Here is a 25011-nt window from a genome sequence, read left to right on the forward strand (position 1 = left end):
TTTAATTGAGCCAAATGAGCGGATGCCGCACCGGCAGGTTACGGATAACTTCTTCGATCTGAGGGTCATGATCAAGTTTCTTCCAACTGTCAAGCCATTCCTTCTGGTCATAAACGGCTGCCCCAAACACCAGAAACGGCTGGGCTACGGGCCAGTCATTCCAGTACATCACGTCGGGTTGGAGTGGCCAGCTTGCTTTGTCTGCTACGTAGGGGTACATGTAAGTAATCGCCTGTCGGATGGTTCGTCCGTCGGCGGTGGCAAACGTCCAGAGGTTGTCGGTGGACGTGGATAAAATCTGGCAAATTGTCGTCATCGCATCCAGGTTAAAGAGCGAATAGCCATACGGTTTCGTCCGGCTTTTTTCCAGCGGGAAGCTGCCATCCACGGCTAATTGGTTAGGCAAAAGCACTGTTTTGTAGCGGGTCCGGCAGAAATCAAGGACCGTTTGATTCCCCGTCAGCCGGGCAAAAGCAGCCACCTGCATGACCCAGCACGTACCGTGGTTATTTTTAGCGGCCATTTCCTCCTTGCCGTAGGGATGGGTCATCAGCCAGTCAATATAGTCTGCGAACCACTGTTTGATGGTCGTAACATCCTGTTTATTAACTCCCTTCGCCTTTTCCAGCGTCCGCAATCCCTGTGCGACTTCCATGAGCTGGATCGTATCGATGATCCCGATACTGCGGCCGGTTACCTTTCCGCTAATCGCCTGGGCGTAGGGCAGCGCTGGATTCATGCGCGTGTCTGGATGAATGAACCAGGCATTGAGGTGTTTAAACGCGTGACGAACGTATTGGACATCGCCCGTCAGTTGAAAGGCCGATGCCAAGGCCCCAATAACCTGGCTCAATCGAATCATGGCCAGTCGATGCGCCACAAAGTTATCGGGGTTAGTCAAACCGTCACGCTGGATATAAGGCCCGCCCGGATTCGCCGGATCGGGCCACCAATAGTCACCTTCCGAAAAAAAATCGTGCTTACCACCGGCACTGCGCGGACTGCTGTAGGCTGTAATCGTAATCGGAGCCTGTTTCAGAGCCCAACCCGCCTGGTTGATGATCTGTTGATGCAGGGTCTTCAGTACTTCCTTTCGAACGGCCTCGTCTGGCGGTAGTTGCCGGGGTAATCCATTGGATGGGCAACCGAGCAGACATAGGATAACCCAGAAGGCGTAGTTTAAAAAGGTCATAAAAGTCACCGTTTTTATTGTGGCATTGCATTCAATGTGGTTGGCAATAATTATTACCCCTCCCCTTATTTCAAGGGGAGGGGTTGGGGTGGGGTTCTTGTTGTGGTCGACAAATCGACAAAAGCCGTTGGCAAATCTGGTGACTGGACACTGACGACGCTGCGTCCATTGTTGGTCTGTACCCGAATCAGCGCGCGCCCATTATACAACTGCACCACACGTGATCCGGTTGAGGTGCCCTGGTTATCGATTAGTTTTCCATCGCCCACAAGACTAAAATTCACTACGTTGATGGCATCCAGACAGGCCACCTGTTGATCATCCACCGCGCGCACCTGAACGGCGACAATACCCGCCTGCTCGTCAATTTTTTCAACCAGCAATCGGGTGGGTTTGCTCCACGTAGCGGTCTGATAGTGAACGGTTAGCTGGTCTTCGGCTGTCGTGGTTCCTTGGCGGGCCACAACCCGCACCTGATTCTCACCTTCCCGGAAGGGCACTACCCAGCGCAAACCAGCCGCCGGAAAATCGGCACTGTTGCGCTTTTTCGTACCGTAGCTTTTTCCATTCAGGAACAGTTCGGCCTCCGTACCGTTTGAATATACCTTTATAAGTTTCTCCTCGCCTTTTTTACCCCATCGAACGGGCCAGGAGTGTCCGTAGATATGGGCCATCAACGGTTTGGTCCAATAGGACTGGAATACGTAGTACGATTCTTTCGGCGTAAAATCACGTTCGACGACCCCCTTCTGATTGACGTAAGGCACGGGATTTTCCGGCCGGATTGGGGTCGAGAAATCCTTGAAGGGCCAGTAGGCCGTTCCTGTCAGCGTAGGCATGGTTTCCTGTTCTTTCAGGTGCCAGTCGATGAGGTTGCAGATGTAGGTTTCGCTCCAGTCGCCATCTTTCGAAATACGTGCATCGCCACCCGACCGCGACGCATCACCGGCCCGCTCATCGGCTCCCTTGCCGGTCATAATGTTGAGCGTTGCCTGATCGGGGTCTTCGGAGTGCCTGCGGGCATGACTGTCGCCCCCCCATTCGACGTGTAGAAAATGGTTCACGCCCGCCATTTCTTTTTCCGTAACGGCTTTATATTCGGTGTAACGGCCTCGGTACCAGCCCGCCCAGATCGAAGGTGAATATACATCGACAATGTCCTTGCAGAAATCACACCGGCGAATAGCTGTTTTACGGCCTGGGTCGAGCTGATGCGCCAGGTCATTCAACTCCGTCATGAACGCCCGGATTTTGAGTTTGTCAAATTCCGGAAAATCACCCGGCCAGTCGTTTTCATTGCCTAGCCCCCAGATGATTACGGCAGGGTGATTGTAATGCTGCTCGATCATGTTGGTGAGCATCCGTCGGGACTGTGTTTTGTAGACGTCCCCACCCAGTCCACCCCGGCACCAGGGAATTTCTTCCCAAACCAGTATTCCCAGGCTATCGCACAGATTCAGGACAATACGCGATTGCTGATAATGGCCCAATCGGATAAAGTTTACGCCCATTTGCTTCATCAGGACCATTTCCGCCCGAATCATGTCCTCGGTCATGGCTGCGGCTACCCCGGCATGGTCTTCATGACGATGGGTTCCCCGTAATAATAACCGCTGTCCGTTGAGCTTAAACGGGCCCTTGTTCACAAAATCAATATGCCGGAAGCCTACTTTTTCGGACTGTCTGAACGTGCCTGCCGATGACGCCAGTGTTACGTCCACTGTATAAAGCGTCGGCTTATCCGTCGACCAGCCTTGGGGTTTATCAACCGTGATACGTCCCAGAACTACGGTTCCTGCTCCGTTGGTAATCGTTTTTTTAAGCTGTTGGATGGCTTTTCCCTGCGGGTCGAAAAGCTGAACCGTAGCCGTGATGGCCGATACGTTCGTGGGGTTCGCCAGCCTGACCGAAACCGTCAGTGTGCCTTTTTGCCCGGTTGGGTCCGTTGCTGCGTTTGCCAGAATCGTTGGTGCATATAGCGCTGGCATATACACCCGGTTGACGTATCGATAGAGCCCGCCATAGATGTTGAAGTCCGATAACCCCGACGGGATCATCTCCAGGTCACGGGTGTTATCGCAGCGGATCGCGATGGGAATTTTGCCGCCAGCCTGATTCTGAAAAGCGCCGGTCTTTCTAAACTCCGCTACCGCATCGGTGATATCTACCCACCATTCGTCGTATCCGCCCACATGCGATCCAACTTTGGTTTGATTCACATACACGTCTGTTTTTTGCCCCGCTCCCTCAAAATGAAGGAGCGTTCGGCCTTGTGGATACGGATTATTTACCTCCAGGAAACTGCGGTACCAGCCGGGGCCGCGATAGTAGTTTCCGGCTGGGTCAACCGCATCCAGGGCGTTGAAGCAATGGGGGAGGGTCACGTTTTCCCAAATCGGGAAGCTTTCGGGAGCCCCATTAGCGACCGGCCGGACAGCTTCCCAGATCCCACCAAGGTCGCCCTTCAGGTAGCTCCAGCCGGTGTTTAACCGGGTTGATTGCTGGGCTGATACGTTATGTATTTCCCAGAATAGGGCAAACAAGATCAGAAAAGTGCGTGTGTATATTGTCATTGAGTGAATTCAGAATTTTATGAAATCAGAAATCTATTTGTAGGGGTCGTTAGGGCCAACTCTAATCCCACATTCATGTTAGTCATGGCGCCTAAAAACCTGGATTTTGCGTTAGACTGGGGTTTAAATCAAGTTCGGTTTGGGGTATGGGCAACAGAAACTGATTATCCTGAACGGTGATGTTCCGGTTGGCCAGCATAACTTGTTTTAATCGGCCCAACCGAATCAGATCCCATCGCCGATGGCCTTCCATACACAGTTCCCAGGCCCGCTCATTAACCAGGGCATCAATAAAATTGTCTTTTGTCGGCGTTGTGGTTGCTGTTAAGGGAGCTAAACCGGCCCGTGCCCGTACTTTATTGATGCCATCGAATTTCTTGGTATCACTGGAACTTAGTTGATTCATAGCTTCCGATTGCATCAGCAATACGTCAGCATAGCGAAGGATAAGCCAGTTTGTTCGGGAGTTGTTTGACTGAGATGTCCACTGGGAATCTCGGTATTTAAAAAAATAAGGGGCTACCGTGGCCGTTCCGGCCTTGGTAGACACATTCCAGTTTTTTCGGATCGTATCGTCTTTGGCGTGCGAATTTACGAAGGCCGGATTAGCCCCAAATGAAGCGGACCCACCGCTCTGAGACGGGTACATCATGCGAATGACGATGTTGCCCGTGCTGGGGGGCATTTCAAACTGCACGGAGAAAATATGCTCGGCTCCGTTCTTTTTGTTGCAATCAAAAACGTCGGCATACACCGGCAGTAATCGGTATAAACCCGAGTTGATCACCTTGTTACACTGGGCCAGGCCATCTGCATAATCCGTTGAAACCGTAGCAGATGATGACGCACGGGTCAGAAATACCTTGGCCAGTAGGGCCGAAGCGGCCCCCGATGAGACACGCCCTTTGTTGGCCGTAGCGATTTTATTTTCGGGCAGGCAGTTAGCTTCGGCATATTTTAAATCCTGAATGATCTGACCGTAAATCTGGGCTACTGGCGTACGGGTGGGCGTAAGGGTTGACTGCGCGCCCGTTGGTGCCAGAAAAACGGGCAAATCCCCAAACGTTCGCATTAACTCGAAATAAGCCAGCGCGCGTAAAAACCGTGCATTCCCGACAATGTCATTTCGGCGAACCGTGTCCATTTGGATTTTAGGGACATTGGCAATGACATCGTTCGCGCGATTGATGAGTTGATAATTCTGATTCCACCAGTTGCTGATCTCCCCGTTCGAGGACGTAAACGAGTAATTATTCAAGGTGGCCCGATCGACGGTTGCATTGCCCAGCGCCAGCAAATCATCACCGGTAAGCTCGCTAATCAACCAGACCGTTCTGCCGTAGTACGTTTGCGCCTGCATCGGTGTGAAAACGCCATTTAGTGCCGCTAACGCATCACTTTCGTTCTGATAGAAATTCGTCGTACTCAAAAAACTGGACGGCTCTTCTTTTAAAAACTCCTTGCAGGAAGACAAAAGAAAGAGGCAGCTTACTCCTAAAAAAAGGATCTTTTTCATGGTTCTGAAGTTTTCCTGATCGGTTAAAATCCAATTTTAGCGCCCAGTATGAACGTCCGTGCCAGTGGATACGAGTTGTAGTCGGTGTTCAGGCTCATGTTGTTGGCATTTGAATTATTCCCATATGAGTTTACTTCCGGGTTATAACCCGAATAGCGGGTGAAGGTGGCCAGATTCTGAGCCGTTACGTAGAGGGTCGCGGATTTGAATCTGGAGCTGCTCTTGACCGAGAAATTGTAGGAAAGGGTAGCCGTTTTTATACGCAGATAGTCCCCTTTTTCGATCACTTCGCTGGTGATGCCCGTGCCCCGTCGCAGAATACTGCTGACGCGCGGTAACGTATTGCTGGTGCCGGGACCCGTCCAGCTTTCGGTGGCTACGTACTTGAGTTTGTTGGTGCCGGTGAAGCCGCTTTCGAGTTCATACAGGTTTTCGTTCAGCACGTTTACCCCGCCAACGCCCTGCATAAATACGTTCAGGCTAAAATTTCCATAGCGGACCGTGTTGGTGAGCCCATACACGAACTTGGGCAAAGCTCGCCCGATAATCATCCGGTCACCGCCCGAAATCAGTCCGTCGCCATTGACATCGACATATTTAGGGTCACCGGGTTTTGGACTCGATTTGATGCCACTCGCGCTGATTTCTTCGGCCGTTTGCCAGATGCCATTGAACTGATAGCCATAAAACGAGCCGATTGGCTCACCCACGCGCAGGATGGACGTTGGCGTTGTGGTGCCCGGAAAAATGCTGCCACTCGAATTGCCCGCCAGTAAATTGTCCGTCCCGTTCAGGTCCAGCACTTTGTTTCGGTTGAAGGAAATGTTGCCGCTGACGTCCCAGCCAACCAGTTTATTCGTTACAACCTGTGCGCTGATGCCGATTTCGAGGCCCTTGTTTTCCAGACTTCCGGCGTTAATCAGCGCTGTTGAAAAGCCCGATTCGGTGGGAATGTATTTATTGAACAAGAGGTTTTTTGTCCTCTTGTAATAGACATCGGTTGTGATGGTCAACCGGTCGTTGAAAAAGCCGATGTCCAGACCAATGTCCGACGACGCTGTTGACTCCCAGCTTAACTTTGGATTCGGAATGTTATTCGGCGAAATACCCACCACACGTACGCCATTCAGCGTGTACCCATTCGCTGTGTACTGAGCCAGTGATTGATAGGAACCAATCTCCTGGTTTCCCGTCACGCCATAGCCGATTCGTAATTTGAGATCGCTGAACGTTTTGAGTTTCTGAACAAAATCTTCATTGATCAGTCGCCAGGCAAACGCACCCGACGGGAAATAGCCCCACTTGTTGCCTTCGCCAAAGCGGGACGAGCCGTCCGCGCGCATGGTCGCAGTAAACAAATACTTATTCATGAATTGATAATTGACACGTCCGAAAAAGGAAGCCAGTGTATTGCGGACGGTATTCGTACTGTTGGGCAGCGTTGTTCCGGCGATACCTAAATTATCCGTCCCGAGCTGGTTGGTAAAAAAACTATTGGCTGCTGCATTGAACGTACTTTGTTTGAACGACTGAACAGACGCACCCACCACCGCATTCAGGAAATTATTCGAGTTGATTTGTTTGTCGTACGTCAGCGTATTTTCATTCACCCAACTGATATAGGTATTGGCGCTTTTCACGGCGTTGCCCGATGAGGTGTTCTGCGTGGAAATGTAGAGATAGGAGGGCGAGAAAAAATCCCGGTTGGTGTAGTTGATATCCGTCCCGGCGCTGATGCGTAGTTTCAGGCCGTCAATCACTTCATACTCACCGAAGCCGGTCAGCAACGTGCGCAATACCGTCTGGCGATCCGTTACATTCTGTGCATAGGCAACCGGATTCCCCGCTACGTCAACAACGTGACTTGGGTCATCATTTCGGTACGTGTAGGTTCCCGTGCTATCCCGAACAGGCAGGGCTGGGTTGAAGCGTAACGCATCATAAACGGTTCCACCCGCCGAACCGCCTGCCGTATTGACCAGGGCATTATTCTGGCTCGAATAGGCAAGTTGCGAGGTATACCCCATTTTCAGGCGCGGGCTGATGGTCTTGTCAAAATTGAACCGGAGCGTTCCTCGTTCAAACCCGGAGTTGATGACGATCCCCTGCTGGTTAAAATACCCCGCACTGAAATTGTATTTTGTGTCGGCAGTGCCCCCGTTAATGGAAAGCTGATAGCTGGAGATCCGCGCATGGCGCAAAATCTGATCCTGCCAGTTGGTGCCTTCGCCTAGGTTTGCAATTTGCGCACTCGTGTAATTCAGCGGATTTTTGGTGCCATTCAGCCGGTTATTCTGAACCGTAACCGAATCCAGATACGTAGCGAATTCGCGGGCATTCATCATGTCGTATGTCTTCGTTGCCTGCTGAATCCCTGTATAGAGGTCAAAGTTGATAGCCATCTTGCCGGCTTTCCCCTTTTTTGTCGTGATCAACACAACTCCATTGGCCCCCCGCGAGCCATAAATGGCGGTTGATGAGGCATCTTTGAGGACTTCGATGGATTCAATGTCGCCGGGGTTGATCGTATTCAGATCGCCAGCGCCCGGAAACCCATCAATAACAAACAGCGGCTCATTGCCCGAATTGATGGAGTTGGTGCCCCGAATCCGAATGCTGACATTACCCCCGGGCGCTGCATTGGTCTGGGTCACCTGTACCCCGCTCACCCGGCCCTGAATCATCTGATCGACCCGCGTGATGGGCATTTTATCAAGGTCTTTTATGGGTACTGACGCGATTGACCCGGTCAGGTCTTTCTTCTTCTGGGTGCCATACCCCACCACTACCACTTCGTCCAGTGTTTTCTGATCAGCAGCCAGGGTCACGTTAATTGTTTGCTGATTACCGACCGTTACCCGTTGCGTAACGTAGCCAACAAACGTAAAGACGAGGACGGCTTTCCCCGACTGAACAGTTGTTCGGTAGTCGCCTTCGGCAGTGGTTGTCGTTCCGGTATTGCTGCCTTCTACCAATACGTTCACGCCCGGCAACGACTCGCCTTTGACGTCGGTAACTTTACCCGTAATGGTGATCTGCGCCCAGGCGGTACTGCCTATAATTACCAGTAGCCAGGCAATTGGCAGAATGCGGTACCCGTTGAAATTTTTTAGATATTGGTTCATACGACCTTGGTTAAGGAATTATTTATCGTCAAACCTGACCTTATTGAAAACACGATTTAAGTCTCTTTTTTCTTGGCAGGTTTATAGGCAAATGTAGCCGTCACCTCCTCGGCCGATGGGGGAGATTCCGTTCAAAAAGGGGGAGAAATCGTTCAGAAAAGGTTATTGAAGTGCTTGGGACCGGTTTTTACATGCCGGAGCAGTTTCTTCGCCCCGCTAGGGGCTCAACAGCATAGCGTCGGTAGCCGAGATGGGCTCCCCACCTGAAGGCGTGCCGTATGTACGCGACTGGCAATTGGTTGCGTACTACGGCACGCCTTCATAGCGAACTCTTATTTCTACCGACGCTACGCTGTTGAGCCCCTGACGGGACAAAAAAACGATGCCTGACTACACTAGCGAATCGGTGTACTCGGAAGGGGATTTGCCGAACTCACTCCGGAACTGCTTGCTGAAGTATTTGGGATCATTGAAGCCAACGCTGAACGCCACTTCGGCTACGGTCATCCCTTTTTGGCTCAGAAGGCTTTGCGCTTTTTTCATTCGTAAGGAACGAATCAACTCAACCACTGATAAGCCCGTCAGCATTTTCACCTTCCGGAACAGCACCGGGCGACTCATCCCAATTTCGTCGGTCAGTGTCGACACATTGAAATCGGGATCGGCTAGCCTGGGCTCCAGAGTTGCCATCAAACGCTGAAGAAACACACTGTCGGGATCGTCGAGGGCCTGCTCGGTTGGGGCCAACGTAACGATTCGACGGTATTTTTCGCGGATACGTTCACGCAATACCAAAAGGTTCTGAACTTTCAACCGCAACACCGACGGATGAAATGGCTTGGAAATGTAATCATCGGCCCCGCTGCTGAGCCCTGAAACCTGATGGCTCAACGCGCCTTTGGCTGTCAGCAAAATAACCGGAATATGGCGGGTACGCTCGTCGTTTTTCAGGCGGTGGGTCAACGCCAGCCCATCTATTCCCGGCATGGCCACATCGCTCACGATCAGATCGGGCAACTGTTCGCAGGCAATGTCCCAGCCCAGTAGCCCATTGGCCGCTTCTAACACGGTGTGGGTATCCGAAAAGAGGCTCCTGATATGCAGCCGGATAGCCTCGTTGTCTTCCACCAGAAGCAATACGTGTCGTTTCTCCGATCCCGGCGGATCGGTCTCAGAATGGTCAGGAACGGATACCTCATCGATAAATGATGTTACTGGTACGTTACCGGCCGGCTGCTGCGGAAGAGCCGACCCGGACCGGAGGGTAACGGGCAACGAAATGGTAAAACGCGTAAATCCATCCTGGCTCGTCGTAACTTCCCGACTGTCGACGGTAATCGTGCCCCCATGTCGCTCAACAATGCCTTTGGCCAGGGCTAATCCCAAACCAAACCCCGTCTGCTTCCGGTCCGAGCCTTCAGCCTGATAAAAACGGGTGAAAATTTGGGGTAACTCGGTGGCCGAAATGCCGATACCATTGTCTTCAACGGTTAGTGCGATCGCTCCCGACTCTCCTTCCGGTTCATCGACACGAACCTTGATTTGTCCACCAGACGGGGTGAACTTAACCGCATTAGCCAGCAGATTCGTCAGCACTTTGGCCAATTCCTCGCGGTCGAAGGAAAACGGGAGAGGCCGTTGGCTGGCTTCGAACCCAAGAGCAATCTGTCGCGAGAGGGCGTAATCGCGAAACGAATTGGTGATTTCTTCGACAAATTCCACAAAGTCGCCTGCTGTCAGGTGAATATGTACCTGACCAGTTTCCTGCCTGTGAAAATCAAGCAACTGATTCATCAACTGCAGCAGCCGATTCGTGTTGGCCGAAACGAGGGCTAACTGGCGTTGAAGGAACGTATCACCCGTATATCGATCAATCAACGTCTCTACGGGACTGACAATCAATGTTAACGGGGTTCTGATGTCGTGGGCCACATCGGCGAAGAAACTCAGTTTCGCTTCGTTCAGCTCCTGCTGCCTGACTTTATCGAGGTGTTCCAGCTCAAGCTCGTGGGCAAGTTTAAGCTGCGACTGCTTGAAGCGCATCCAGATGTAAAGTAAGGTGCCTAATGCTATGAAATATAGGGCGTAAGCCCACCAGGAACGCCAGGGCGGGGGCAATACCGTAATGGCGAGAGACAGCACGTCAGGATTCCAGACCCCACTATTGTTGGCTCCTTTCACCAGCAATGTGTACTCGCCCGCACTCAGGTTCATATACGTAGCAACAGGCTCATTTACATAATTCCAGTGATCGTCAAAATTGGCCAGCTTGTAGGCATATCGGTTTTTGCCGGGATTGATAAAGTTCAGAGCGGCAAATTCGATCGAAAACACGTTCTGGGTATGATCGAACGTAATGCGTTTGGTGAGGCTGATGTTTTGGGATAACAGTGAGGAAGAATCAATTGGTACGGGTCGATTGAACAACCGCAATTCGGTAAACGCCAGAGAAGGAATCGTGGTGTTGGTCTGAATACTGGCGGGCTTGAAAACGACAATGCCATTGTAGCCGCCAAAGTAGAGATTGCCCTGGTCGTCGCGCAGGGAGGAGTTCGCCAGAAACTCCTTACAGACCAGCCCATCGGAGCGGTTGTAATTAGTGCAGGTTCGTGCTTTTGGATCGAACCGCGATAGGCCGTTATCGGTGCTGAGCCACAAAAACCCCTGTTCATCTTCCTGAATGCTAAATACAGTGTTGCCTGGTAAACCATTGGCTGCCGTAAATCGCTGAAACGTTCGGGAGTCTGGCATAAACTGGTTCAGCCCATTATCGCGGGTGCCAATCCAGATCCGATGACAACGATCTTCGTAGATACAGAGAATATAATCACCACTGAGCGAAGATGAATCGGTGGGCTGGTGCATATACTGTCGAAATCCGGTTGATTGGGGCAACTTGCAATGGAGCCCGAATTGACTCCCCACCCAGAAACGTTTCTGCGAATCTTCAAAAAGGCAGGTGCTGCTTGAATTAACGGACGTCTTGTTTTGCGGCTGATCAATAAGTCGTTCAAAGGTGCGGGATTTCCGGTCAAAGCGACATAATCCTCCCCAGTAACTGGCTAGCCAAAGTTGGCCATGACTGTCTTTTTTAAGGTCATAGAGCCGGTCGTCGGGCAACGACGTAGGGTCGCCCGGCTTATGCAGATAATGGGTGATCGTGTTTTTTTGAAAATCGAGGTAGTTCAGCCCTTTGAGCGTCCCAATCCATAACCCCTGATCACCTTCTGGCAACAGGCATTTTACTTTGTTGCTACTCAGCGAATTCGGGCTTAGGACGTCCTGATAGTAATGTCGGATAATCCGGTGATTGGCGTCGGTCAGGAATACGCCATTGTCTTCCGTGCCAATCCAAAGCCGTTTGGCCTTGTCCATGACCAGCGCGCTGGCAATCTTGAACGGCAGCGGATCAGCGCCTTCCAACCGCAAATGCCCAAATGGTTTGGCGAGCGGGCTATACGTATTAACACCGCCATAGAACGTACCAATCCAGTAGGAGCCAAGAGCGTCGATGTATATTGACTTGATGGAATTATCGCTGAGTGAGCCAGCCTGCGCCGGATTGTTCTTTAATAGCTTCACCGAATTCGTCGCCGGGTCAATAATGTTCAGGCCATTGATAGTACCCACCCATAAGACACCATTTTTACGGGTCGCAATGGTCCGGATGCTCTCGTTGGCCAGTTCTGGCGCGTAATGCGTAGCCCATGCGTGAAACCGGCCCTGCTTTTTGTCGAAACACAGCAAACCACTTTTCTCGGTGCCGATCCAGAGTCGCCCGCTTTTGTCTTCGGCAATTGTATTGACCCAGTTGCCCGTATTCTGGTAAAGTGAATCGGCCGTTTCGGGATAATACGTTACAAACCGATACTGATTATTTTTCTGCTGCTCAACGCGCGCAAAACCCCGCGACGTGCCGACCCAGATAGTATTGTCCGCGTCGACAAACAAGGCTCGTATCTCACTGTGCGGCAACGTAGTAGCATCCCCTTCCAGGTGACTGAACCGATGGATCTGCGTAGGCTCGGCTGGATTCAGTACGTTTAACCCTTCGCGCGTACCAACCCAGATCTTCCCGTCCCGGTCCTCCAGCAGGCAGGTGATGTTCGAGGTGGGTATGGAGACTCCTGAACGAGATATTAAGCCCCGGATTGGTTCAAACGTGTCTTTCTCAGGCTGATAGGCAGCCAGACCGACATTGGTGCCTACCCAGAGTTTCCCTTTACGATCCGTCAGCAAGGCGTAGACAACATTGCTCGGTAAACTGCCTGCTTCGTCGGGACGATGTTTATAGATTTTAATTCGATGCGCGTCATAGCGGTTGAGGCCTTCGCGCGTAGCGATCCAGACGAAGCCGGCTTTGTCTTTGGTCGTCGCGAATACCGTGCTTTGCGACAGGCCATTGTCGGGCGTCAGGTGTTCAAAAAGATACTGTCGATCCTGCCCATATCCGTTTGAACAACCGGCCATTATTCCCAGGATCAGGGACCATAGTAACTGAAGAGCGCTGGCAGTCAGCGATTTGTAGGCTGTGCAAAACCGCATGGTCAATGCTGGTTGAATTATAATTAAATCAATACTTTAAGTTATCTAAGGGGAAAATATACTTAGGTCTAATAGCTTTTGGCTTTCTGTTAAACCGGTTTTAGGTATGATCTGAAAACAAATGGACGGCTATGTTCGCTATGACTGAAGGGGATTGAGTAAATCAGGTTTTTTTGAAACTTTCCCTGGTATACCCTTCAGATGGTGAGTTCTGATTCAGGAAAAAGTACCAGCATGAGACAGCGTACCGTAGTAGTTCTCCTCAGTTATAGCTTATTCGCATTTATTTGTCTTTATTACGGATTGGCCGTTGCGCAGAATACCCCCCAATCTGCTGCGGAATCGCCCACTTCTTCCTTTGAACTTAAGAATGGAGATCGGGTGGTTTTTCTGGGAAATTCGCTGTTCGAAAATGATTTTCAGTACGGTTATCTGGAGTTAGCCCTGACAACCCGATGGCCGAATCGGGATGTTACGTATCGCAACCTGGGCTGGACCGGCGATAATGTTTTTGGCGTAGCCCGAGGCTCGATTACAAACCCACCCACCGCCTACGAGTTGCTGATGGAACACCTCACAAAGGCCCAACCAACCGTTGTTTTTCTCGCGTATGGGGGCATTGAAGCGCAGGATGGGGAGGCCGGTCTTCCCGCTTTTAAAGAAGGATTAACGAAACTGCTCGACAAAATTGACCAGCTCGGGGCAAAAGCCATCCTGTTGTCACCCATTCCGATCCTGTCCGCCGACTCGGTTGAAAGCCTGACAAAACGGAACGCCATGCTGGAACGGTATGCGGCCACGATAGCGAAAACAGCTTCGGAACGTAGCAAGCGGTTTATTGATGTCTTCAAACCGATCCAGGAAATCAGCCGGAAGGGCGCACTCACGGAAAACGGTATCCACCTGAATGAAACGGGCTATTATTACCTGGCCACTATCCTGGAAAAAGGGCTGGGGTTGCCGCCACGAGCTGAGCCGATTGCGATAACGGTTTCCAAAGCCGCCGTGGAGGCAACAGCCCCGGCTAAACTGCTGGATTCCAGAGCGAATTCGGCCAGTCTGAAATTCACGATTAACGAACGCTATCTCCCACTTCCGCTGCCGATAGCCGATTCCGGACGGACAATTCCTGGTCAGATCGTTAAAATAAGCGGTTTGAAAAAAGGATTTTACCGGCTCACGGCCGACAATATGGAGGTGGCAACGGCATCGGCCAACCAATGGGCAGAAGGCGTTGAAATCAGGCAAGGGCCTTCGTTTGAGCAGGTCCACGAATTGCGCCAGATGATTTTGAAAAAGAATGAGTTGTTTTTCTTTCAATATCGACCAATGAATACAACTTATATTCTGGGCATGCGTGCCCATGAGCAAGGCCGGCATGTGAAAGGGCTTGAAGAACAAAGTATCCTTATCAAATGGCTGGAAGGGCAGATTGCCGTAAACCGAGCGCCCGTGGCAAGAGTCTATCAACTTACCCTTCTCAAGTAGAATGAACGTCATGAAAACTAGCTGGCCGCTGAAGTTCCTACGCAAACTGATCATCCTTCCGGTCATCCTGCTGATCACATCTTCCGTCAATCAGGATAACGCAAAAGATGATCCTGATCCGGACGTGCAGCGTGAACTGGCGTCCTTTAAAGTCGCCGATGGATTTGAGGTTACTCTGTTTGCGGCTGAACCGCTGGTGGCCAAGCCCATCCAGATGAACTGGGATGCCGACGGTCGGCTGTGGGTGGTGAGCAGTACGGCCTACCCGCACCTGAAGACGGGCGAGCAGGCAAACGACAAGATTTTTGTGCTGGAAGATACCGATGGCGATGGCAAGGCTGATAAATCGACCATTTTTGCCGAAGGTCTGATAACGCCCACCGGCATCCTGCCGGGTGATGGCGGGGTATACGTAGCAAATTCCACCGAAATCCTGCATTTCGCCGACACGGATGGCGATGGCAAGGCCGATAAAAAACGTCGGATTTTAAACGGGTTTGGCACCGCCGATACCCATCACCTCATTCATACGTTTCGGTGGGGACCCGAAGGGCTGCTTTACTTCAACCAGTCCATCTACACCTACAGTCACGTTGAAACGCCCGCCGGTATCAAACGCCTGGAAGGGGGTGGCGTCTGGCAGTTAAATCCTAAAAAACTCGAACTGAATATTTACGCCAAAGGGTTGGTCAATCCCTGGGGCCTACAATTTGATCGCTGGGGACAATCGTTCCTGACAGACGGTGCCGGTTTCGAAGGCATCAATTATGCGTTTCCAGGAGCCACTTTTCTCACCTCGCCCGGTGCCGCCCGCATCCTCCGGGGGTTGAATCCGGGACAGCCAAAACACAGCGGGCTGGACGTAGTGTCGGGTCGACACCTGCCGGAATCCTGGCAGGGGAGCGTCATTACCAACGACTTTCGGGCCAATCGGATCAATCGGTTCAAGCTGGAAGAACAGGGGAGCGGCTATGCCTCCAAGCAGGCTGAAGACTTGTTGTGGACGGATCATGTCGCGTTTCGTCCCGTCGATATTTCTGTTGGGCCCGATGGCGCTATTTATGTCGCCGATTGGTACAATCCCATTATTCAGCATGGGGAAGTCGATTTTCATGATCCACGCCGGGATCACGAACATGGTCGTATCTGGCGGATTGTTGCCAAAAATCGCCCGTTGGTTAAAAAGCCTCCGTTAAGTAAAGCCAGTGTCAGCGAACTCCTTGACGCCCTGAAAATGCCCGAGACCTGGACCCGTACGCAGGCTAAACAGATGCTGAAAGCCCGTGGCGCCAACGAGGTGATCCCGGCACTTCAGAAATGGGTGCAGAATCTGGATAAAAAAGAGGCCGACTACGAACACCATCTTCTGGAAGCCCTCTGGGTCTATCAAACGCTGGAGGTGGTGAACGAACCCCTTCTCCTGCAACTGCTGAACGCCGAGAATCACCAGGCACGGGCTGCTGCGTTGCGGGCGCTGGAGTTGTGGTATCCTAAGCTAACTAACGTATCAAGTCTGCTGACAAAAGCGGTGGCCGACAAGCATCCTCAGGTGCGCCTGGAAGCAGTGATTGCGCTGCGGAAGGTAAAAACGGCTGAGGCTGCCCGTACGGCGCTGACTGTATTGGACAATCCGATGGACGAGTTTCTGGATTATGCCCTGTGGCAGACCGTCCGTGAGCTGGAACCCTTCTGGATGGCGCGCCTGAAGACCGAACCCAACTTTCTGGGCAATGCGAATAAAACGGTGTTTGCGCTTAAGTCGGTGAGTAATCCGACGGCGGTTTCCCGGCTGGCTCAGTTATATCAACAGGATCAGGTGCCCGAAGAGTACCAGAAAGACGTACTGGGTTCGATAGCTAAGTTCGGAAGTGCCGCCGATTTGACAATCATTTTTGATAAAACCATTCAGGAGACTACCAATCCAGCAAAGCGGTTGGCCAGTCAGTTGAGTGCGCTGGAAGAAGCCGCCCGGCGAGGGGTGAAACCGGGCGGTGATCTGAACCGAGTTACCCGTTTTAGTAACGACGAAGACGAGGCTACCGCCACAAACGCTATCCGTCTGTTTGGTTTATGGGGACTGAACGAACAGAACGGAACCCTGGTCGGGCTGGCCCAAAAAGAGGACAAGAGTAAGCGGAAAGCCGCCCTGGGTGCACTGGCCACGCTGAATACGGACCAGGCTCAAAAGGCTCTGATTGACATGACGGCTGCCAAAAATCCGGCTGATCTGCGATTGGCCGCGGCTTCTCAGTTGGTTGCCGTGAACGTGTCTGAAGCCGCCAAACTAGGGGGTGATCTCCTGCGCACGTTACCGGCACAAATCAACGTATCGGAACTGTTCCAGGCGTTTTTAGCCAATAAGCAGGGAACACAGGCGCTTGCCGATGAACTGACCACCAGAAAGATACCGGAAAACAGGGCCAAGGAAGGTCGACAGATCGTGCAGCGCAACGTGCCGTACAATCGACGTAACGGGGAGGATGTCAAGCGGCTGACGCAGGCACTGGAGGCCTCCGGTGGCGTTTTGCTCCCGGAAAAGATGCCTCAGGAACTAACAAATCAGGAAATCAGCAGCCTGGCTAAAACCGTCAAAGAAACCGCCGATCCGGTCAAAGGAGAACGTATATTTCGCAGAAGCAGCCTTACCTGTCTTACATGCCACGCCATTGGCGGAGCCGGAGGACGTATCGGCCCCGATTTGAGTAGCCTCGGAACGAGTTCACCCGCCGAAACCATCATCCGGTCCGTTCTCTACCCCAATCTATCCATTAAAGAAGGGTTTGAACTTCAGCGTGTTGCGAAAAAAGACGGGAGTGAAGTAATGGGTTATCTGGTCAGTAACGGCACATCCGACATTGTACTACGTGACGTCGGTGGGGTAGAGGTTTCCCTGCCTAAAAGCCAGATCAGGGTTATTGAAAAAGTGCCCGGTTCGCTGATGCCTCCGGGATTGACTGCCAGCTTAGACAAAGAGGAATTTGTCAACCTGATTGGTTTCCTGTCGAAGCTGGGCGAATCAGGGCAGTTTCGCGTGCCTACAGCCCGGTTTGTACGTCGCTGGACTGTCGGTTCGGGCAGCAAGGAATTGACTCATAAAATTGGAACTGACGGGCCAGGCTACCTTGTAAAGGATAACGCAAAGGTGTCCTGGCAACCTGCGTACAGCAAAGTATCCGGTGATTTGCCGCTGGACGAACTGCTGGTTATTGACGCAAATGCAGGCAAGCGATATAGCTTCGTTCGGTTCGACATCGAAGTGGTTAGCAAAGGAAATGTAAATCTGTCCATAAACTCAACGGCTGGTTTAAGCGCCTGGGCAGGCACAAAGCCACTCAAACTCACCGATCATGGCGTAGTGGCCGATTTTTCGCAGGGTGTTCATTCCATTACGATGGCCATTGACAGAACCTTGCGCAAGGACGGTTCCCTTACCGTTCAGCTCCTGGATGCGGAGAGTTCACCGGCTCAAACAAGGCTGGTCATTGGGCGGTAGGATGGGTGTATGAGGGATGAATTAAAAAGCTCGAAAGACCAGTGTATCATTTCTTTGTAGTTTAATAGCTTTCACGGCACCTGTCCCCTTAAAGCCGAAGGCAATTCCTACAATAGATACCTTATTTTTAGGGAGGGGCGCTTCGTAGGCTACTTCACCATTGATGTAGTAAACGAGTTTATGCCCATCACTCTTACAGAATACATTTATCCAGTTGGAGAAATCAACGCCAAACCGGGATAAATCAGCCTTTTTCCCGGAAATCATATGAGTCCCGTCGAGTAGCATCAACTCCGATACACAGCCCTTCGTGGAGAGCGGTATCGTAATCGGCATATCGTCAGTTATCAGTTCGATCCAGGTTTGCTGGCAGGCAGCTGCGCCCTCGCTATAGTCGTTTTTTACGGCACTACTAAACGAGAAATCCGTTAGCGGAACGGGATCGAAATTGCCGATATTGACATACTTGATCAGGGGGACCTGGGGTTGTAACGGCACATTTTTCTGCTGAATGCTGGCAACGGGTAATCTCATCCTGCCCTGCCCGATGAACTCAGATGGCTTGAGGTAAACGGGTATCGGTTTCGTGTCAATCGTGCCAAGCCAGCCATTGGTCGGTATCAGCAGGGAGTGCTCCTGAACAACCTGCTTGCCGATGATCAGTTTAGCCCGATAATAGCCGGGTTCATAATAAATAGACGTATACGTTTGCCCATTTTTATCCACCAGGGTTCGTAAGCGCGGGTCCCACGATTGTTGAATGTAAACCGAGTCGGTAGGGGAGGCTGCGGCATTATAGGTAAAAATGACCGAGTTCGGAATGCCGCGGGTCAGCGGTTTACTGCTAAAGCTATACTGGTTTACGTTTAGTTGAGGCTGCTTCTGGTCAAATGCAACAATGCCGATCACGACAATGGCGATAACAATGCCTGCTATCCCGCTAATTTTCAGCCAGTTAATGGGCAATTTAGCCGGTTTTGCAGGTAAACGCTCAACAACATCAGGTGGCAAATCACTACGTACCTGTGGCTTGCTGAAGGTACGCCAATCGGGGTAGCCCGCAAATTGCGCCAATGTGTTCAACGTCGTAGTACTAGGCAAATGCTGGTAGTCGACCCGGCCCCAAATCCGGCGTAACGTACTGGCACTCAGTGAAACCCCTGTCTCTTCCTGAATACGTTGCTGGAGATTATCGAAATCGACACTTGTCCAGGATTCGCTCAATCCCCAGTCGAGTTTTTGTTCAATCAACTTTTTGCACCTGAGCAAATCGGTCGAATTGGAAATCATTGTAAATCAGTGTGGTATAACTTGAAAAAACTTGATCGGCAAATGAATTGCAAGGTAGTACGTGATGGGTTTAGGTTTACTTCTTTCCGCCAATAAATCCGTGTCATGCTACGAAACTACCTCACCATCGCCCTGCGAAATTTCCGGCGTCAGAAAGGGTTTACCCTGCTCAATATTACGGGTTTAGCCATTGGGCTGGCCAGCGTAATGCTTATCTATCTGTTTATTATCGATGAACAGGATTTTGATCGCTTTCACCCCGATTCCGACAACCTCTATATACTGGGGACGCATCGGAAGATAAATGGCGAAGAAGGAACGTCAGCTTACGCAGCGGGTGCGTGGCAGAAAGCACTTCAACGCCGTTTTTCGGAGATTATTGGCGGAACGCAATTGATCTCGATGGGCTATCCGGCTTCGTTCTGGGATCGAAAAATGGATAAAATTCTACTATCGGAGAATGCGTTTTGGGTCAATCCTGACTTTAATACGGTCTTTTATTTTCCCTTGTTGCATGGTGATCCTAAAACGGTGTTCGAAAAGCCCAATGGAATTGTACTGAGCGCAACCATTGCCCGACAGTTTTTCGGGGAGCAGAATCCCGTTGGTAAAACGCTGGAAATTAGTCACATCTATGCAACTGACAACAAGTACGTTCCGCTGACAGTAACGGGCGTACTGGACGATTATCCGGCGAATTCGCACATTCAGCCCGATTACCTGATCAGCACCGGCATGCTACGTTCGATGATGACGGCCAATAATACAAACTGGCTGGAGAATTGGGGAGCCGGGAATGGTTGGTTTCTGACGTATCTGCACACAACGCCAAAGGCCGACGTCGGGAAAATAAGTCGATTGTTTAATCAGGTCGTACAGGCCAATCTTCCCAAAGATCCTACGCGCCAGATCGAGCCCGTTATTATGCCATTAAGCGGTGTTCATTTCAATCAGGCGCTCCGATCCAGTTATAATAACAGCCGGATTGGCGATAAAAAGTACCTCTACATTTTTGCGTCGACCGCGCTGCTCGTGATAATCATTGCCAGTATTAATTACATGAACCTAGCAACGGCCCGCGCCGTTCGGCGAGCGAAGGAAATAGGCCTACGCAAGGTGCTGGGGAGTAATAGGCTTCAGTTGGTAGCCCAGTTTCTGGGCGAATCGCTGATTACTACGTTCCTGGCGCTGGGGGTTGCGCTGGTATTAGTCGTCGGACTATTGCCGTTGTTTAACGTCGTGGCGGGCAAGCATTTTACGTTGGCTCATCTGGTGCAGGGAAAACTGATCGGCGTTACGTTAGGCACTACGTTGCTGGTTGGGCTGCTTTCGGGCAGTTACCCCGCGCTGTATTTATCGGGTCTGCTGCCCATTAGTGTGCTGAAAAATAACCGATTTACCAGCCGTAGTTCCGACTGGCTTCGGAAAGGGCTGGTTGTCCTGCAATACACGATCACGATTCTGCTGATTGTCTCGACCGGCATCATGATGAAGCAGATGAATTTTATTCATGACTCAACCTTAAGCCGAAGTGGCGATCAGTTACTTTCAATTCGATGGTCGGGCATGGCTTCGCTGGATAAATACCGATCCCTGAAACAGCGTATACTGGAAGATCCTGAGATAGAGGTCGTCACGATGGCGAACCACTTACCCAATCAGGATTATTTTGGTTCGCTGGATCACGACGTTACGTTCCCGCAATTGGGTAATCAGTCGTACTCATGGGCTGGTATGCGCGGTGACTTCGACCTGCCGCAGGCGTTTAATCTGGAATTGCTCGCCGGTCGCAAATTCATGCGGAACAACCCCGCCGATTCCAGTGCCTATTTACTCAACGAAAGTGCAATTAAATCGTTGGGGTTGCCATTGGAAAAGGTGCTGGGTATGCGCCTGACGATCAAGCGGCCTTATGAGCAACCGAATCAGAAGAAGGAAGGAACCGTAATTGGCATTGTCCGCGATTTTCCCTTTCGGTCGATCCATCACACAATTTCACCCCTGGCCATCAGCGCCCGTCCTGATCCCGAAGACCGGATTATGTATGTAAAACTACCGATGGGTACGTTTCAGGAAAAGATAGCAGAGATCGAGAAAAAGTGGAAGCAGGTCCTGCCCGGTGTTGGCTTCGACCATTGGTTTATGAGCGAGGAGTTTGGACGGATGTATGAAGGCGAAAACCGGATGTCGGGTCTGTTCAACGCGTTTTCGCTCCTGTCCATTCTGATTGCCTGCCTGGGGTTATTCGGTCTGTCGTCGTATCTGGCTGAACGACGTACCAAAGAGATCGGTATCCGCAAAGTGATGGGGGCTTCCGTGCCCCAGATTCTCCAACTGCTGTTTACACCCTTTCTCAAGTTGCTGGCCGTGGCTTGTATGATAGCCCTGCCGCTGGGCTGGTTTACGATGCACCGGTGGCTCGAAGATTTCACGTATCGGGTACCTATCGACGCATTCGTTTTCCTGGTCGGCATCTTACTGGTTTTCCTGCTGACAGCCGTTGTTGTCAGCTATGAAACGCTACGAGCCGCGTTGACGAACCCGCTCAACTCAATACGACAGGAATAGAGAACGGTTTTTGCTACGATTAACGGTGAGGTTGCGCCTTGTTTTTGCCGATGAGGTGGCTGGCTATAAGCTGGCAGGATTAGAAAAATAAGGATAAACGGAAGGTGGCGACTAAGCCGCGTCAGACTCCCCCTTAGTGCGGGCGAACTTTAGCAATAAATCTACTACTAATTAGATTAGGGTCAGCAATGCATTTTAGAGCTAATGCGTCGCTGCTGGAACGAATGTTCGTCATTGGCTACCTTTGTTTCTACCGGGTCTCCAACGAGTTAGTGGTACCAGCGACATAAATGCCAACCCCTTTCAACTGTTTGCCATATGAAAATAACCGGTTATCTCCTGATTATGTACGCTATAACGAGTCTGACGGCTGTTGCTCAGGATCAGGATTCGACGAGAAAGGCGTTTATGGCGGCTCAGGCCGTTATTCAAAAGCAATCGGCAGACGACCATGCCCGGATGCTGGAGCAATTGCATATTACCTCGCTACGTCCCGGTCCGTCGGGAAATCCGAGTGCGCCTAATGCGGCCAATGTCGATGAAGCGCAGGCAACCCCCTATACTAGCTTGCCTGACCCGTTAACGCTGAAAAACGGCAGGAAAGTAACCACGGCCAGCCAGTGGTGGAAAGAACGACGTCCTGAAATTGTCGAAGATTTCGATCAGGAAATGTATGGACGCGTTCCAAAGAATGTACCGAACGTTACTTGGAAAGTGGTCAGCGAAACGAAAGAAATGAACGGCGATTTTCCGGTTATCACCAAAAATCTGGTCGGTCATGTCGACAATTCGGCCTATCCGTCAATCGACGTGGCTATCGAGCTGACACTCTCGACACCCGCCAATGCGACCAGTGCCGTACCCGTTATGATGAGTTATGGCTTCCGGTTCCCGCCCGGCTTCCGGATGCCAGCCTCAACAACCGCTACGTCGGGTACAGCTGCACAAGCAGCCAGGCCTGAACCCACCTGGCAACAGCAACTACTGGCCAAAGGCTGGGGCTATGCGATTCTGTATCCGACCAGTTATCAGGCGGATAATGGCGCAGGCTTGACAAAAGGCATCATTGGGCTGGTCAACAAAGGGCAACCGCGCAAACCCGATGATTGGGGCGCTTTGCGAGCCTGGGCCTGGGGGGCCAGTAGGGCGATGGATTATCTTGAGACCGACAAAGCGGTAAATGCCAAAAAAGTAGGTATCGAAGGATTATCCCGTTACGGTAAAGCGACCATCGTCACGATGGCGTATGAACCCCGTTTCGCCATCGCTTTCGTGGGTTCATCGGGCGAAGGTGGGGTTAAGATTCACCGCCGTAAATTCGGAGAGCAAGTCGAGAACGTAGCATCTTCGGCTGAATACCATTGGATGGCGGGTAATTTTATAAAATACGCTGGCCCATTGACCCCGAATGATTTACCCGTCGATGCGCATGAGTTGGTAGCCCTTTGTGCACCACGGCCGGTCTTTATCAGCTCAGGCTCGCCTACAGTGGAGGGCAACTGGGTCGATGCCAAAGGCATGTTTTTAGGTGGTGCGTATGCCGGACCCGTCTACAAACTGCTGGGAAAGAAAGACCTAGGAACCCTGGTGTTTCCTCCCATCGAAACCGCCCTGGTTGATGGCGACATTGCTTTCCGCCAGCACAGCGGTGGGCACACAACAGGGCCCAACTGGCCAACTTTCCTACGGTATGCAGACCGCTATTTTAAATAATGCTACGTTCCGGACGAAGCTAAGCTTATTGGCGGCCAACTTCCTGCGATTGGAGTTGGCCGCCAATGCCTTATAGGTCCGATACCTGAATGACTAATTGATACCGATCTGAACCGGTGAGGATGGGTTCGAAGACGCCCATTGTTGAGGCCTGATACCCTTTGTCGTAGAAGTAATTCTTAACCGCCAGTGCTTTGTTGGTCGACACATCCCGCGCGGTGATTTTGTACTGGCCAACAGGAACGTTGTAGGAATACAGCCAGTCCGGCCGGGCTATTTGAGTTTCCCCCACGCTGCCGTCCACCAGCGGACCAACTGGCTCCATCGTTACTTCAATGTTGGGAAAGCGCGAGTTACTGGTATGATTATCTACTTCAATCGTGCCGCCATAGTACCCACTGTCTCCGAAATTTGACCGTGGGCCAGCAACTCTCAGCCGCAGATTTTTGACCGCCCCTTCTTCGGGTGAAAAGGCGCTATCATCTTCCACAAACAGTGCCAGACGAAACGGGTAATTCAGGTAGCTAATGGTGACGTGGCCCCGAACGTAGTAAGAGCCAATCAAAGGTCCTCCGCCCGTGCTGAGCTTTATCTTATAATTTCCATTCGCGTCGGAATAGCCAATGATATTATTCACCACACCACCCGTGTTATTGAGCGTAATCTCGGCCCCTTTAATGGGTTTGCCTTGTGCATCAAGCACTTTGCCGGATACGTAGCCCGCCTGAGCTGAACCGGGAGAACCTGGGTCCGGTGCAATGGAGTCACCAGCTGGTTTTGAACAGGCAGCCAGGCTAATCAGGCTGATTACTAGAAAGAGGTATTTTATTGATTTCATGAGAGTTATATGAGTTGTTGTTTATTGGGATGACACTCGTTTTATTGACACTGGGTCGGTAATCAGTGGCTATGTCCAGTCGCTTATCAATGGTCAAATCACGTAATGGTTTTTAACGAGAACCTACATACGTTACTTGATGAACCATAGCGTCTCGGCTTTACCACGTAGCGTTGTCAATTAAAAAGAGGATGAATGTTAACGTACCACTGTGGCTTCAATTTCGACAGTTAAGGCTGGAAAGGCCAGCGCGGCAACCTGAACCAACGTACTGGATGGATTTACCTGATGTGTCTGAAACCAGGAAACCAGGGCGCCGTAGGCTGCAAAGAAATCGGGTATGGACGTAGTGTAAATAGTCAGTCGAACAATATTGCCGGGTTGATAGCCTGCCTGTAGAATAACCTGTTCCAGATTCTGGATACTCAGTTGTACTTGTTCGGCCATAGTACCGCCAACGGGGTTTCCATCGGCATCCATAGCCGCCTGCCCTGAGCAGTACAAAGTGCCCTGATTATGTGTAATTTCTACGGCCTGTGCGTAGCCAAAATTGTCCTGCCATTGCCAGGGGTTGATTGTCTTGAGGTTCATTGTAATGGGTTGTTTAAGAAGTATTGCGAATACGTACTGCCGCTTTGTTCAGTCAAAGTTGAGTGTATGCGGCAATGGG

The 25011-nt window shown here is 51.3% G+C and carries 12 protein-coding genes; 4 read left to right on the plus strand and 8 right to left on the minus strand.

The features are described 5' to 3' along the window. Position 1: 1 nt before the first annotated feature. From ACYVEA_RS11610 to ACYVEA_RS11630, 5 genes are all read right to left on the minus strand, one after another. The gene (locus ACYVEA_RS11610; RefSeq protein ID WP_461113588.1) at positions 2-1192 is read right to left on the minus strand and encodes an alginate lyase family protein; all 1191 of its coding nucleotides are present in this window, start codon (positions 1190-1192) and stop codon (positions 2-4) included. A 65-nt stretch (positions 1193-1257) separates the two neighbouring features. Continuing rightward, a complete protein-coding gene (locus ACYVEA_RS11615; protein ID WP_461113589.1) occupies positions 1258-3765 on the minus strand; it encodes a glycoside hydrolase family 2 protein in 2508 nt (835 codons plus the stop codon). A 91-nt stretch (positions 3766-3856) separates the two neighbouring features. After that, positions 3857-5281, minus strand: coding sequence for a RagB/SusD family nutrient uptake outer membrane protein (locus ACYVEA_RS11620; RefSeq protein WP_461113590.1), 1425 nt, complete (start codon positions 5279-5281; stop codon positions 3857-3859). Positions 5282-5304: 23 nt separating this feature from the next. After that, positions 5305-8406: a SusC/RagA family TonB-linked outer membrane protein gene (locus ACYVEA_RS11625; RefSeq protein ID WP_461113591.1), complete on the minus strand. Its 3102-nt coding sequence runs from the start codon at positions 8404-8406 to the stop codon at positions 5305-5307. Between the two features lie 390 nt (positions 8407-8796). Then, on the minus strand, positions 8797-12951 hold the full coding sequence (locus ACYVEA_RS11630; RefSeq protein ID WP_461113592.1) for a hybrid sensor histidine kinase/response regulator transcription factor: 4155 nt from the start codon (positions 12949-12951) through the stop codon (positions 8797-8799). A gap of 234 nt (positions 12952-13185) precedes the next feature. Between ACYVEA_RS11630 and ACYVEA_RS11635 the strand changes: the two genes are divergently transcribed. After that, positions 13186-14439, plus strand: coding sequence for a GDSL-type esterase/lipase family protein (locus tag ACYVEA_RS11635; protein ID WP_461113593.1), 1254 nt, complete (start codon positions 13186-13188; stop codon positions 14437-14439). 10 nt (positions 14440-14449) lie between these two features. Beyond that, positions 14450-17932 carry a PVC-type heme-binding CxxCH protein gene (locus ACYVEA_RS11640; RefSeq protein WP_461113594.1) on the plus strand — a complete coding sequence of 1161 codons (3483 nt, stop codon included), beginning with the start codon at positions 14450-14452 and terminating at the stop codon, positions 17930-17932. A 21-nt stretch (positions 17933-17953) separates the two neighbouring features. Here ACYVEA_RS11640 and ACYVEA_RS11645 read toward each other — a convergent pair whose 3' ends face one another. Then, the gene (locus tag ACYVEA_RS11645; protein WP_461113595.1) at positions 17954-19222 is read right to left on the minus strand and encodes a hypothetical protein; all 1269 of its coding nucleotides are present in this window, start codon (positions 19220-19222) and stop codon (positions 17954-17956) included. A gap of 105 nt (positions 19223-19327) precedes the next feature. Between ACYVEA_RS11645 and ACYVEA_RS11650 the strand changes: the two genes are divergently transcribed. Both ACYVEA_RS11650 and ACYVEA_RS11655 read left to right on the plus strand, forming a co-directional pair. After that, positions 19328-21790 (plus strand): ABC transporter permease, encoded by a 2463-nt coding sequence (locus ACYVEA_RS11650; protein WP_461113596.1) that lies wholly within the window; start codon positions 19328-19330, stop codon positions 21788-21790. Positions 21791-22108: 318 nt separating this feature from the next. Continuing rightward, the gene (locus tag ACYVEA_RS11655; RefSeq protein ID WP_461113597.1) at positions 22109-23503 is read left to right on the plus strand and encodes a glucuronyl esterase domain-containing protein; all 1395 of its coding nucleotides are present in this window, start codon (positions 22109-22111) and stop codon (positions 23501-23503) included. A 70-nt stretch (positions 23504-23573) separates the two neighbouring features. On the opposite strand, the gene ACYVEA_RS11660 is transcribed toward ACYVEA_RS11655, so the two are convergent. Then, the gene (locus ACYVEA_RS11660) at positions 23574-24341 is read right to left on the minus strand and encodes a carboxypeptidase-like regulatory domain-containing protein (protein WP_461113598.1); all 768 of its coding nucleotides are present in this window, start codon (positions 24339-24341) and stop codon (positions 23574-23576) included. Positions 24342-24539: 198 nt separating this feature from the next. Continuing rightward, entirely contained in the window at positions 24540-24932 is a 393-nt protein-coding gene (locus ACYVEA_RS11665) for a RidA family protein (RefSeq protein WP_461113599.1), read from the minus strand. Between the last annotated feature and the right edge of the window lie 79 nt (positions 24933-25011).

This window comes from Spirosoma jeollabukense (assembly GCF_054777855.1).